The sequence below is a fragment of the Streptomyces sp. NPDC053541 genome, from assembly GCF_044544705.1.
Classification (GTDB): domain Bacteria; phylum Actinomycetota; class Actinomycetes; order Streptomycetales; family Streptomycetaceae; genus Streptomyces.
Genome location: NZ_JBITXM010000012.1, coordinates 143,215 through 156,337, shown reverse-complemented (window position 1 = coordinate 156,337; position 13,123 = coordinate 143,215). Strand labels below are relative to the sequence as shown.

At 71.4% G+C, this 13,123-nt stretch carries 10 protein-coding genes; 6 read left to right on the top strand and 4 right to left on the bottom strand.

Annotated elements, in window-relative coordinates; translation table 11 throughout:
- Nucleotides 1-166: 166 nt before the first annotated feature.
- From ppdK to ACIGW2_RS29330, 3 genes are all read right to left on the bottom strand, one after another.
- Complete coding sequence (gene ppdK / locus ACIGW2_RS29340) at nucleotides 167-2,878, bottom strand: pyruvate, phosphate dikinase (protein WP_391653702.1); 2,712 nt, start codon at nucleotides 2,876-2,878, stop codon at nucleotides 167-169.
- Nucleotides 2,879-3,255: 377 nt separating this feature from the next.
- Nucleotides 3,256-4,392 carry a tRNA dihydrouridine synthase DusB gene (gene dusB / locus ACIGW2_RS29335; protein ID WP_399846993.1) on the bottom strand — a complete coding sequence of 379 codons (1,137 nt, stop codon included), beginning with the start codon at nucleotides 4,390-4,392 and terminating at the stop codon, nucleotides 3,256-3,258.
- A 29-nt stretch (nucleotides 4,393-4,421) separates the two neighbouring features.
- Complete coding sequence (locus ACIGW2_RS29330; protein ID WP_399846992.1) at nucleotides 4,422-5,426, bottom strand: helix-turn-helix domain-containing protein; 1,005 nt, start codon at nucleotides 5,424-5,426, stop codon at nucleotides 4,422-4,424.
- 101 nt (nucleotides 5,427-5,527) lie between these two features.
- Here ACIGW2_RS29330 and ACIGW2_RS29325 point away from each other — a divergent pair, with 101 nt between their 5' ends.
- From ACIGW2_RS29325 to ACIGW2_RS29315, 3 genes are read left to right on the top strand one after another with little or no spacing between them, the layout of a single operon-like run.
- Nucleotides 5,528-7,003: an MFS transporter gene (locus ACIGW2_RS29325; protein WP_391653705.1), complete on the top strand. Its 1,476-nt coding sequence runs from the start codon at nucleotides 5,528-5,530 to the stop codon at nucleotides 7,001-7,003.
- 41 nt (nucleotides 7,004-7,044) lie between these two features.
- Nucleotides 7,045-8,082: an aldo/keto reductase gene (locus ACIGW2_RS29320; protein WP_391653706.1), complete on the top strand. Its 1,038-nt coding sequence runs from the start codon at nucleotides 7,045-7,047 to the stop codon at nucleotides 8,080-8,082.
- Nucleotides 8,083-8,111: 29 nt separating this feature from the next.
- Nucleotides 8,112-8,702 (top strand): TetR family transcriptional regulator, encoded by a 591-nt coding sequence (locus ACIGW2_RS29315; protein WP_399846991.1) that lies wholly within the window; start codon nucleotides 8,112-8,114, stop codon nucleotides 8,700-8,702.
- Between the two features lie 85 nt (nucleotides 8,703-8,787).
- On the opposite strand, the gene ACIGW2_RS29310 is transcribed toward ACIGW2_RS29315, so the two are convergent.
- On the bottom strand, nucleotides 8,788-10,170 hold the full coding sequence (locus ACIGW2_RS29310) for a glycine--tRNA ligase (protein WP_361585429.1): 1,383 nt from the start codon (nucleotides 10,168-10,170) through the stop codon (nucleotides 8,788-8,790).
- Between the two features lie 177 nt (nucleotides 10,171-10,347).
- Here ACIGW2_RS29310 and ACIGW2_RS29305 point away from each other — a divergent pair, with 177 nt between their 5' ends.
- Genes ACIGW2_RS29305 through ACIGW2_RS29295 form a run of 3 tightly spaced genes read left to right on the top strand, consistent with a single transcriptional unit; the run spans nucleotide 10,348 to nucleotide 13,071 of the window.
- Complete coding sequence (locus tag ACIGW2_RS29305) at nucleotides 10,348-11,340, top strand: metal ABC transporter substrate-binding protein (protein ID WP_399846990.1); 993 nt, start codon at nucleotides 10,348-10,350, stop codon at nucleotides 11,338-11,340.
- A gap of 50 nt (nucleotides 11,341-11,390) precedes the next feature.
- Nucleotides 11,391-12,158, top strand: a complete 768-nt coding sequence (locus ACIGW2_RS29300; protein ID WP_399846988.1) for a metal ABC transporter ATP-binding protein — start codon at nucleotides 11,391-11,393, stop codon at nucleotides 12,156-12,158.
- A gap of 16 nt (nucleotides 12,159-12,174) precedes the next feature.
- Nucleotides 12,175-13,071, top strand: coding sequence for a metal ABC transporter permease (locus tag ACIGW2_RS29295; RefSeq protein ID WP_391653710.1), 897 nt, complete (start codon nucleotides 12,175-12,177; stop codon nucleotides 13,069-13,071).
- The last annotated feature ends 52 nt before the right edge of the window (nucleotides 13,072-13,123 follow it).

The following is a 13,123-nucleotide window of genomic DNA, read 5'->3' as shown; positions in this document are numbered from 1 at the left end:
ACGAAATACGACGGGGCGGACACCTCCGCACAAGGTGTCCGCCCCGTCTCTGTGGAAACCGAAGCCGCCGCCCATCGGTTCTGAGGGTCGGGGACGAGCGGCGGCTCCGGCGGCTCTGCCGGGCTTTGCTACTGAACCGAAGGTCAGCGGCGCGGCCCGGGGTGGGTCAGCGGCTGTCGCTGCCCTTCGACTCGGCCGCCGCGCGGCCGGCCTCCAGGCGCGCCACCGGGATCCGGAAGGGCGAGCAGGAGACGTAGTCGAGACCCACCTCGTGGAAGAAGTGCACCGACTCCGGGTCGCCGCCGTGCTCGCCGCAGACGCCGAGCTTGATGTCGGGGCGGGTGGCCCGGCCGGCCTCGGCGGCCTGGCGGACCAGGGAGCCGACGCCGTCCTTGTCGATGGTCTCGAAGGGGCTGACGCCGAAGATGCCCTTCTCCAGGTACGCGGTGAAGAAGCTGGCCTCCACGTCGTCGCGGGAGAAGCCCCAGACGGTCTGGGTGAGGTCGTTGGTGCCGAAGGAGAAGAACTCGGCGGCCTCGGCGATCTGACCGGCGGTCACGGCGGCGCGCGGCAGCTCGATCATGGTGCCGAGGGCCAGCTTCAGCTCGACGCCGGTCTCGGCGGCGACCTCGGCGATGACCTTCTCGGCGTCGTCGCGGACCAGTTCCAGCTCCTGGACGGTGCCCACGAGCGGGATCATGATCTCGGCGCGCGGGTCGCCCTTGGCCTCGACGCGCAGGGCGGCGGCCTCGGCGATGGCGCGGACCTGCATGGTGAACAGGCCGGGGATGACCAGGCCGAGGCGGACGCCGCGCAGACCCAGCATCGGGTTCTGCTCGTGCAGCCGGTGCACGGCCTGGAGCAGGCGCAGGTCGTTCTCGTGCGGCTCCTTGCGGGCCTCGGCGAGCGCGACGCGCACCGACAGCTCGGTGATGTCGGGCAGGAACTCGTGCAGCGGCGGGTCGAGCAGGCGCACGGTGACCGGCAGGCCGTCCATCGCCTCGAAGAGCTCGACGAAGTCCTGCTTCTGCAGCGGGAGCAGCGCCTTCAGCGACTCCTCGCGCTCCTCGTCGGTGTCGGCGAGGATGAGCCGCTCGACGTACTGGCGGCGCTCGCCGAGGAACATGTGCTCGGTGCGGCACAGGCCGATGCCCTGGGCGCCGAAGCGGCGGGCGCGGGCGGCGTCCTCGGCGTTGTCGGCGTTGGCACGGACCCGCAGGCGGCGGACGCGGTCGGCGTAGGCCATGATCCGGTGGACGGCCTGGACCAGCTCGTCGGCGTCGTCGGCGCCGGCGTGCATGCGGCCCTCGAAGTACTCGACGACCGGGGACGGCACGACGGGCACCTCGCCGACGTACACCTTGCCGGTGGAGCCGTCGATGGAGACGACGTCGCCCTCCTCGATGACCACGCCGGAGGCGGTGGTCATGCGGCGGCGCTTGGTGTCGACCTCCAGCTCCTCGGCGCCGCAGACACAGGTCTTGCCCATGCCGCGGGCGACGACGGCGGCGTGCGAGGTCTTGCCGCCGCGGGAGGTGAGGATGCCCTCGGCGGCGATCATGCCGTCCAGGTCGTCCGGGTTGGTCTCGCGGCGGATCAGGATGACCTTCTCGCCGGAGCGGGACCACTTGACGGCGGTGTACGAGTCGAAGACGGCCTTGCCGACGGCGGCGCCCGGGGAGGCGGCGATGCCGCGTCCGATCTGCTCGACCTTGGCGTTCTCGTCGAACTTCGGGAACATCAGCTGGGCGAGCTGGGCGCCGTTGACGCGCTGCAGCGCCTCGGCCTCGTCGATGAGGCCCTGGTCCACGAGCTGGGTGGCGATGCGGAAGGCGGCACCGGCGGTGCGCTTGCCGACGCGGGTCTGCAGCATCCACAGCTGGCCGCGCTCGATGGTGAACTCGATGTCGCAGAGATCCTTGTAGTGGGTCTCAAGGGTCTCCATGATCTCCATGAGCTGGTCGTACGACTTCTTGTCGATCGACTCCAGCTCGGCGAGCGGCACGGTGTTGCGGATGCCGGCGACGACGTCCTCGCCCTGCGCGTTCTGCAGGTAGTCGCCGTAGACGCCCTGGTGGCCGGAGGCGGGGTCGCGGGTGAAGGCGACGCCGGTGCCGGAGTCCGGGCCGAGGTTGCCGAAGACCATCGAGCAGACGTTGACGGCGGTGCCGAGGTCGTGCGGGATGCGTTCCTGGCGGCGGTAGAGCTTGGCGCGGTCGCCGTTCCACGAGTCGAAGACCGCCTTGATGGCGAGGTCCATCTGCTCGCGCGGGTCCTGCGGGAAGTCGCGGCCGGTGGCGCTCTTGACGATCGCCTTGAACTGCTCGACGAGCTTCTTCAGGTCGGCGGCGTCGAGGTCGGTGTCGCTGGTGACCTTCTTGGCGGCCTTGGCCTCGTCGAGGGCGTCCTCGAAGAGCTCGCCGTCGACGCCGAGGACGGTCTTGCCGAACATCTGGATCAGACGGCGGTACGAGTCCCAGGCGAAGCGCTCGTTGTCGGCCTGGGCGGCCAGGCCCACGACGGAGGCGTCGGAGAGGCCGATGTTGAGGACGGTGTCCATCATGCCGGGCATCGAGAACTTGGCGCCGGAGCGGACCGAGACGAGCAGCGGGTTGTCGGCCTGGCCGAGCTTCTTGCCCATCCGCTGCTCCAGGGCGTCGAGGTGCGCGGTGACCTCGTCGCGGAGCTCGACCGGCTCGGAGCCGGAGTCGAGGTAGACCTTGCACGCCTCGGTCGTGATCGTGAAGCCAGGAGGCACCGGGAGGCCGAGGTTGGTCATCTCGGCGAGGTTGGCGCCCTTGCCACCGAGCAGGTCCTTCAGGTCCTTGTTGCCCTCGGTGAAGTCGTAGACGAACTTCTGATCATTGATTTCCGACACGGGTCACGACTCCTCGACGACTCGGTTGGCTGCCCTGACGCCGAGGAACATACCCAGATCGAAGGCATCTGGGGAGGTACGCCTAGCGGTCATCCGGTCTTAACCACCCGTCCGCCAGCACATCGAAAGTAACCGATGAGTAGCTTCCGCTTTCAGGGCCCGAAGGCCACTTGACCGAAAGCCGGGTTCACCCGCTCGAATGAGCGCCGATCGGAGCAATTGCGTTCAAGTCTTGAACACAAAAAGGGTGGCACCCAGTGCCACCCTTCAAGCGGGAGAGAAGCCTGTTACCTGCTCATCTGAGCGCCACCCCTATCAGGGGTGGCGAGGATCACTCGCCGAAAACGCTTCCCTGAACACCCCGGGAGACCCGGATCTCACCCTCCGGACGTGTCCAGCTCGGCGTCCTCGGTCACGCCCGCGCAGTCGTAGGGGTCCTTCAGCCAGCCGTCCGGCAGGACAACCCGGTTGTTTCCGGACGTACGGCCCCGGGGTCCCTCCGCGCCCTCCGGCCACGGCTGGTCCAGGTCGAGCTCGCTCAACTGAGCGCTCAGCTCGTCCAGGGAGGAGGTGACCGCCAGGCGCTTGCGCATCTCCGAGCCGACCGCGAAGCCCTTCAGGTACCAGGCGACGTGCTTGCGGAAGTCGATGACACCGCGGGCCTCGTCACCCAGCCACTCGCCAAGAAGTCGAGCGTGCCGCACCATCACGTCCGCGACCTGCCGCAGCCCCGGCCGGGTGTAGGCGTCGGTGCCCTCGAAGCCCGCCACCAGGTCCGCGAAGAGCCACGGCCGGCCCAGGCAGCCGCGGCCCACGACCACGCCGTCGCAGCCGGTCTCGCGCATCATCCGCAGCGCGTCCTCGGCCGTCCAGATGTCGCCGTTGCCGAGCACCGGGATCTCCGGCACGTGCTCCTTGAGCCGCGCGATGGCCTCCCAGTCGGCGGTGCCGCCGTAGTGCTGGGCGGTCGTCCGGCCGTGCAGGGCGATCGCGGTGACGCCCTCCTCGACCGCGATCCGGCCCGCGTCCAGATACGTGAGGTGGTCGTCGTCGATGCCCTTGCGCATCTTCATGGTGACCGGCAGGTCACCCGCGTTGCCCACGGCCTCGTTCAGGATCGCCCGCAGCAGCGGCCGCTTGTACGGCAGCGCCGAGCCGCCGCCCTTGCGGGTGACCTTGGGCACCGGGCAGCCGAAGTTCAGGTCGATGTGGTCGGCCAGGTTCTCGTCGACGATCATTCGCACCGCCTTGCCGACGGTCACCGGGTCCACGCCGTACAGCTGGATCGACCGCGGGTTCTCGGTGGCGTCGAAGTGGATGAGCTGCATCGTCTTCTCGTTGCGCTCCACCAGCGCCCGCGTCGTGATCATCTCGCTCACGAACAGTCCCTTGCCGCCGGAGAACTCACGGCAGAGGGTGCGGAACGGGGCGTTGGTGATGCCGGCCATCGGCGCGAGCACCACCGGCGGCTGCACGACGTGCGGCCCGATGGCGAGGGGGGAGAACGCGGTCATTGGCCCATTGTCCCGCACCGGGCGAGTCTTCAGACAGCCGTCGGCACGGCCCGCGCGGACTCCTCCGCCAGGACGATCTCCTGGAGGCGCTCGACGGCGGCCCGGGTCGCCGAGTCCAGCGGCACGTACGTCACCAGGCGCGGTCCGGCCGTCGGGCCCAGCCACAGGTTGGTGTGTTCCATCCGCAGCAGCCCGACCTCGGCGTTGCGGATGAGCTTGGTGCGCCCGGACTGGTCGACCACGTCGTGCCGGGCCCAGATCGCGCGGAACTCCGGCGAGGCCGCCTGGAGCCGGTCGACCAGCGCCTTCCAGGCGGGCTCGGCCAGGTGCTCGGCCATCGCGGCGCGCAGCTTGCCCGCGAGCTGGAGCAGCACCTCGGGCAGGTCGGTCACGGCGGCCCGGAAGTCCTCGTCGGTGAAGGCGAGCCACAGGCTGTTGCGGTCCTCGCGGGGCCGCGCGTCCAGGTCGCAGAAGAGGCGCCCGAAGGTGCGGTTGTAGGCGAGGAAGTCGTAGCGGCTGTTCTGCACGGCGGCCGGCACCGGCTCCATCTGGTCGAGCAGGGCCCGCAGCGCCGGGGTGACGGTCGGGCAGGGCGTCTCGGGGTGCGGGTCGGCCTGCCCGGCGAGGGAGAAGAGGTGGGTGCGCTCGGTGGGGTCGAGCAGCAGCGCGCCCGCGAGCGCGTCGAGCACCTGCGGGGAGACCTGGATCGGCCGGGCCTGCTCCAGCCAGGTGTACCAGGTGACGCCGACGGCGGAGAGCTGGGCGACCTCCTCGCGGCGCAGCCCCGGGGTGCGGCGGCGGCGCCCGCGCGGCAGGCCGACCTGCTCGGGGCTGATGCGCTCGCGCCGGCTGCGCAGGAAGGCGGCCAGCTCGTGCCGCCGGACGTCGGGCCCGCCCGAGCCGCCCGCCGTACCCGGACCCGGACCCGTAGCGGAACCGGTGGCGGCACCCGGCCCCGCGTCGGTACCCGTGCCCGTCGCGGTGCCCGTCGCCGGGTCGGCCGTGCTCGCCGTGTCGAGGCTCATGACGCTCATGCTCCCAGGGTGCCGGGGCGCTCAGCCCCGTGCCAGGTAGTGCTTGTACCAGGATAAAGACACTCTGGTACCAGGCTAAGGGCGGCGCGAGGCTCGTTGCCGTGACTACGAAAACCTCCTCGTCCGCCCCGGCCGCCGCCACCGGCGCCCCGGCCGCCACCGCCGTCCCGGTCGTCGACCACGCCCGGCCGGTGCTCGGCGCGCTCGGCCTGTTCACCGTGCTGCTCGGCGCGGCCCTCCCCCTCGTCGACTTCTTCATCGTCAACGTCGCCCTGCCCACCATCGACCACGACCTGGCCGCCGGACCGGCGCTCCTGGAGCTGGTCGTGGCCGGCTACGGCCTGGCGTACGCCGTGCTGCTCGTGCTGGGCGGGCGGCTCGGCGACCGCTTCGGCCGCCGCCGGCTCTTCCTCGGCGGCATGGCCGCCTTCGGTCTCACCTCGCTCGCCTGCGGCCTCGCACCGGACGCCTGGACGCTGGTCGGCGCCCGGGTGGCACAGGGTGCCGCGGCGGCACTGATGCTGCCGCAGGTCCTCGCGACCATTCACTCCTCGACGTCGGGCGCCCGGCACGCCCGCGCGCTCAGCCTCTATGGGGCGACGGCCGGCCTCGCCATGGTGGCCGGCCAGATCCTGGGCGGCGTGCTGGTCGCGGCCGATGTCGCGGGCAGCGGCTGGCGGTCGATCTTCCTGGTCAACGTGCCGGTCGCGGTGGCCGGCCTGGTGCTCGGCGCGCGCAGCGTGCCGGAGACCCGCTCGGACCGGCCCGCGCCGGTCGACCTGCCCGGCACCCTGCTGCTCGCCGTCGCGCTGCTGACCCTGCTGGCCCCGCTGACCGAGGGCCGGGCGGCCGGCTGGCCGCTGTGGACCTGGGTCGCGCTGGGCGTGTTCCCGTTCGCGGCGGCGGTGTTCTGGTGGGTGGAGGTGCGCGCCGACCGCGCGGGCCGCACCCCGCTGGTGCCGCCGAGCCTGCTGCGGCTGGTCTCCCTGCGCCGGGGCCTCGCGGTGGTGCTGCCGCTGTCGCTGGGCTTCAGCGGCTTCATGTTCGTGGTCGCCATCGCGCTCCAGCAGGGCCTGGCGATGGGCGCGATCGCCTCGGGCCTGGCGCTGGTCCCGATGGCGCTCGCCTTCTTCGGGGCCTCGCTCGCCGGTCCGCGGCTGATCCGGCGCTGGGGCGCGACGCGGGTCGTCCCGGTCGGCGCGCTGGCCCAGGGCCTCGGCATCGGGCTGATCGCCTGGACGGTGTGGCGCGACTGGGCGGGCCTGTCGGTGGTGGACCTGCTGCCGGGCATGGCGATCGCCGGTCTGGGCCAGGGGCTCCAGCTGCCGGTGCTGTTCCGGCTGGTGCTCTCCGAGGTGCCCTCGGCGCAGGCGGGCGTGGGCAGCGGGGTGATGGTGACCACCCAGCAGTCGGCGCTGGCGCTCGGGGTGGCCACGCTCGGCTCGCTGTTCCTGTCCCTGGCCGGTTCGGCCGACATGGGATCGGCGCTGGTCACGACGCTGCTGGTGCAGCTGGGCGTGGTGGTCCTGACGCTGCTGCTGAGCCTGCGGCTGCCCCGCACCCTCACGAATGACTGACAGATATTGAAATCTGTCATCGCTCATGTCATGGTTGATGCATGACGACGACCACGCCTTCCCTCCCCACCCGGTCCCTCGGCACCACCGGCCCCACGGTCTCCGCGCTCGGCCTCGGCTGCATGGGCATGTCCGCCCTGTACGGCGAGGCCGACCGGGCCGAGTCGATCGCGACCATCCACGCGGCCCTCGACGCGGGCGTCACGCTCCTGGACACCGGCGACTTCTACGGCATGGGCCACAACGAGCTGCTGATCAACGAGGCGCTGCGGACCGCCCCGGCCGCCGCCCGCGAGCGGGCGCTCACCAGCGTCAAGTTCGGCGCCCTGCGCACCGTCGAGGGCGGCTTCACCGGCTACGACGGGCGCCCGGCCGCGGTGAAGAACTTCGCCGCGTACTCGCTCCAGCGCCTCGGCACCGACCACATCGACATCTACCGGATCGCCCGCGTCGACCCCGACGTCCCCATCGAGGAGACCGTCGGCGCCATCGCGGAGCTGGTCGAGGCCGGCCACGTCCGGCACATCGGCCTCTCCGAGGCCGGCGCGGACACCCTGCGCCGGGCCGCCGCCGTCGCCCCGATCGCCGACCTCCAGATCGAGTACTCGCTGATCTCGCGCGGCATCGAGGAGAACATCCTGCCGACCGCGCGCGAGCTGGGCATCGGCATCACCGCGTACGGAGTGCTCTCCCGCGGCCTGATCAGCGGCCACTTCACCCGGGACCGCGCGCTCGGCCCCGGCGACTTCCGCGGCATGAGCCCCCGCTTCCAGGGCGAGAACCTCGCGCACAACCTCGACCTGGTCGACCGGCTGCGCGCGGTCGCCGAGGCCAAGGGCGTCACCGTCGCCCAGACCGCGATCGCCTGGGTCCTCGCCCAGGGCCCCCGGCACGGCGCGGACGTCGTCCCGCTGGTCGGCGCCCGCCGCCGCGACCGGCTCGCCGAGGCCCTCGGCGCCCTGGACGTCACGCTCGACGCGGCCGACCTGGCGGCGATCGAGGCGGCCGTCCCGGCGGACGCGGCGGCCGGCGCCCGCTACCCGGAGAACCAGATGGCCCACCTGGACAGCGAGCACTGAGCCGCGGCACCGACAGGTACTGTCCTTCCATGGCCACCACGGAGACCCTGACCGCCGAGCGCATCCTCGAAGTCACCGAGGAGGTGCTGCGCCGCTACGGCCCGGCGAAGGCGACCGTGGTGGACGTGGCCCGCGCGCTCGGCGTCAGCCACGGGAGCGTCTACCGCCACTTCCGCACGAAGGCGGCGCTGCGCGAGGCGGTCACCGAGCGCTGGCTGCACCGCACGATCACGGCCCTGGAGCCGTACACCGAGGGCCCGAAGCCCGCCGACCAGCGGCTCACCGACTGGCTCACCGCGCTCTTCTCCCTCAAGCGCGCCAAGGCGGGCGGCGACCCGGAGCTGATGGCCACCTTCCAGGTCCTGATCGGCGAGAACAGCGCGGTCGTCGACCGCCACGAGCAGCACCTGGTCGACCAGATCGCCGGCATCCTCGCCGACGGGCGCCGCGAGGGCGTCTTCACCACCCCCGAGCGGGAGCTGGCCACCACGGCCCGCGCGGTCTTCCACGCCACCGACCGCTTCCACAACCCGGCGCACGCCGCCGAGTGGACCGCCCCGGACAGCGAGGCCGCCTTCGCGGCCGTCCTCTCCCTGGTCCTCCGCGCCCTCACGGCCTGAGCCCCGCCCGTACGGGAAAGCCCCCGGGCACGGGAAAGCCCCCGGTTCCGCGAACGGAACCGGGGGCTTTCGCCGGTCTCGGAGGTCAGCAGCCCAGCAGGCGGCTGGCCAGGTAGCCCTGGATCTGGTCCAGGGAGACGCGCTCCTGCTTCATGGTGTCGCGCTCGCGCACGGTCACCGCGTTGTCCTCGAGGGTGTCGAAGTCGACGGTGACGCAGTACGGCGTGCCGATCTCGTCCTGGCGGCGGTAGCGGCGGCCGATGGCGCCGGCGTCGTCGAACTCGATGTTCCAGTTCTGCCGCAGGTCCGCCGCGAGGCCCTTGGCCTTCGGGGAGAGCTGCGGGTTGCGGGACAGCGGCAGGACGGCGACCTTGACCGGGGCCAGGCGGTGGTCGAGGCGCAGCACGACGCGCTTCTCCATGACGCCCTTGGCGTTCGGCGCCTCGTCCTCGGTGTAGGCGTCGAGCAGGAAGGCGAGCATGGTGCGGCCGACACCGGCGGCGGGCTCGATGACGTACGGCGTGTAGCGCTCGCCGGTCTCCTGGTCCAGGTAGGTCAGGTTGGCGCCGGAGGCCTGGGAGTGGGCGTTCAGGTCGTAGTCGGTGCGGTTGGCGACGCCCTCCAGCTCGCCCCACTCGCTGCCGCCGAACTGGAAGCGGTACTCGATGTCGGCGGTGCGCTTCGAGTAGTGGGAGAGCTTCTCCTTCGGGTGCTCGTACCAGCGCATGTTCTCCTCACGGAGACCCAGGCCCGTGTACCAGTTCCAGCGCTGCTCCATCCAGTACTCGTGCCACTGCTCGTCCTCGCCCGGCTTGACGAAGAACTCCATCTCCATCTGCTCGAACTCGCGGGTGCGGAAGATGAAGTTGCCCGGAGTGATCTCGTTCCGGAAGGACTTGCCCTGCTGCGCGATGCCGAACGGGGGCTTCTTGCGCGAGGTCGTCTGCACCTGGGCGAAGTTGGTGAAGATGCCCTGCGCGGTCTCGGGGCGCAGGTACGCGACCGAGCCGGTGTCCTGGGTCGGGCCGAGGTGGGTGGAGAGCAGGCCGGAGAACTGCTTGGGCTCCGTGAAGGTGCCCTTGTTGCCGCAGTTGGGGCAGTTGAGGTCGCTGAGGCCGTTCTCGGGGAGACGGCCGTGCTTCTCCTCGTACGCCTCCTCCAGGTGGTCGGCGCGGAAGCGCTTGTGGCAGGAGGTGCACTCGGTCAGCGGGTCGGTGAAGGTCGCGACGTGGCCGGAGGCCTCCCAGACCTCGGTGGCCAGGATGACCGACGAGTCGATGCCGACGACGTCCTCGCGCGAGGTGACCATGTAACGCCACCACTGGCGCTTGATGTTCTCCTTGAGCTCGACGCCCAGGTGTCCGTAGTCCCAGGCGGCGCGCTGACCGCCGTAGATCTCACTGCAGGGGAAAACGAAGCCACGGCGCTTGCTGAGGCTGACGATGGTGTCGATCTTGTCGGCGGCCACGGTGCTCTCTTCATTACGACGACGAAGTGCGAATGCCTCAGGTTACCGGCGCCCCGGGGCCCCGTATCAAATCGGTTCCGGGCCACCGGCCGCGGCGGTCCCCGTGGGCCCCTCCGGGGGCCGCTCGCGGACATTGGCAATTGACAACCGTTTCCATTTTTGTTGAAAATGAGTGTCATGAACGTACGTCGACTGATACCCGCCACCGCCCTCGCCGGAGCCGTCACGCTGGGCCTCGTCACCCTCACCGCCTGCGGCGGCACCTCCGACGCCGCCGACCAGGGCGGCAAGGGCAGCGGCGGCAAGCTCGACGTGGTCGCGTCGTTCTACCCCATGCAGTTCCTGGCCGAGCGGATAGGCGGCGACCACGTCGCCGTCAACACCCTCACCAAGCCCGGCGTCGAACCCCACGACCTGGAGCTCAAGCCGAAGCAGATCGGCGAGCTCGGCGAGGCCGACGTGGTCCTCTACCTCAAGGGCATCCAGCCCGCCGTCGACGAGGCCATCGCCCAGAGCGAGGGCCCGGCCAAGGTCGACGCCGCCACCCTCACCACGCTCGAGGAGCACGGCACCGCGGCCGGCGACGGCCACGACCACGGCGGTGACCACGCCGAGCACGGCGGCGAGGAGGCGCACGAGGGCGAGGCCGGTGCCGACCCGCACATCTGGCTCGACCCCGTGAAGTACGCCGAGGTCGCCAAGGGCGTCGGCGCCGCCCTGGAGAAGGCCGACCCGGCCCACGCCGCGGACTACAAGAAGAACACCGAGGCCCTCACCCGGCAGCTCGGCGAGCTGAACACCTCCTTCGAGACGGGCCTGAAGAACACCGCGACCCGCACCTTCATCACCACCCACTCCGCCTTCGGCTACCTCGCCGAGCGCTACCACCTGGACCAGGAGGGCATCGCCGGCATGGACCCCGAGTCCGAGCCGAGCCCCGCCCGGATCAAGGAACTCCAGGACATCGCGAAGAAGGACAAGGTCACCACCGTCTTCTTCGAGACCCTCGCCAGCGACAAGACCGCCAAGACCCTCGCCGAGGACACCGGCCTGAAGACCGACGTCCTCGACCCGCTGGAGGGCATCACGGACACGTCCAAGGGCAAGGACTACATCGAGGTCATGCGGTCCAACCTCGCCGCGCTGCAGAAGGCCCTCGGCGCCAAGTGACCACCGCACAGCAGGAGGCACACGAGGCACACCAGGCACAGGAGGCACCCGTGAACCACGACGAGCCCGTCCTTTCCGTCCGCGGAGCCACGGCGGCCCTCGGTGCCCGCCCCGTCCTCCGGGGCGTCGACCTCACCGTCCGCCGCGGCGAGGTCGTCGCCCTGCTCGGCGCCAACGGCTCCGGCAAGTCCACCGCCGTCCGCTCCGTCATCGGGCAGGTGCCGCTGACCGGCGGCAGCATCGAGCTCTTCGGCACCGACCGGAAGCGGTTCCGCGACTGGGCCCGCATCGGCTACGTGCCGCAGCGCACCACCGCCGCCGGCGGCGTCCCCGCCACCGTCCGCGAGGTCGTCTCCTCGGGCCGGCTCTCCCGCCGGAAGTTCGGCTGGCTGACGAAGGCCGACCGGTCCGCCATCGAGCGGGCCATCGACCTCGTGGGCCTCGCCGACCGCGCCGCCGACTCCGTCTCCGCACTCTCCGGCGGCCAGCACCAGCGGGTCCTCATCGCCCGCGCGCTGGCCTCCGAGCCCGAGCTGCTGATCATGGACGAGCCGATGGCCGGCGTGGACCTCGCGAGCCAGGAGGTCCTCGCCGCGACCCTGCGCGAGCAGGTCGCCGGCGGCACCTCCGTCCTCCTCGTCCTGCACGAGCTGGGCCCCCTGGAGCCGCTGATCGACCGCGCGGTCGTCCTGCGCGACGGTTGCGTCGTCCACGACGGCCCGCCGCCGAAGGCCGTCGGCCAGCACGCGCTGCCCGGCCACGACCACGTCCATCCGCACGCGGCCGACGAGTCGCTCCGTACCGGCCTGCTGACCTGAGGCGCTGAAACAGACCATGGACTTCCTCGATCTCGCCTTCATGCAGCGCGCGCTGCTCGCCGCCGTCCTCGTCGGCCTCACCGCCCCCGCCGTCGGCGTCTACCTCGTCCAGCGCCGCCAGGCACTCATGGGCGACGGCATCGGCCACGTCGCCATGACCGGCGTCGGCCTCGGCTTCCTCATGTCGGCCAACCCGGTCTGGATGGCCACCCTGGTGGCCGTCGCCGGTGCCGTCGCCATGGAGCTGATCCGGGCGTACGGCAAGACCCGCGGCGACCTCGCCCTCGCGCTGCTCTTCTACGGCGGCATGGCGGGCGGCGTCCTGCTGATCAACCTCTCGCCGACCGGCTCCAACGCCAACCTCAGCTCGTTCCTCTTCGGCTCCCTGTCCACGGTCTCCACCGAGGACGTCACCACGATCAGCATCCTGGCCGGGTTCGTGCTGCTCGTGACGGTCGGCCTGCGCCGGCAGCTCTTCGCGGTGAGCCAGGACGAGGAGTTCGCCCGCGTCACCGGACTGCCGGTGCGCGCCCTGAACCTGCTGATCGCCGTCACCGCCGCCGTCACGGTCACGGTCGCCATGCGCGTGGTCGGCCTGCTCCTGGTCAGCGCGCTCATGGTGATCCCGGTCGCGGCGGCCCAGCAGCTGTCCCGTTCGTTCAGGACCACGTTCGCGCTCGCCGTGCTCATCGGCACCGGCGTCACCCTTTCCGGCACGATCACCTCGTACTACCAGGACGTGCCCCCCGGCGCGACCATCGTCCTGCTCGCGATCGGCCTCTTCGTCGCCCTGGCCCTGCTCGCCGCCCCGCTCGCCCGGCGCCGGGCGAAGGCCGCCGAACAGGCCATCGCGGACTGCGACGCGCGCTGCGTCCCGGCCACCCGGCGCCCCTCGGACGACGTGAAGGTCTGAGCCGGGTCTCACGGAAGGGGCACGGGGGGCTGGCAGAATGGCGGGGGCAGAC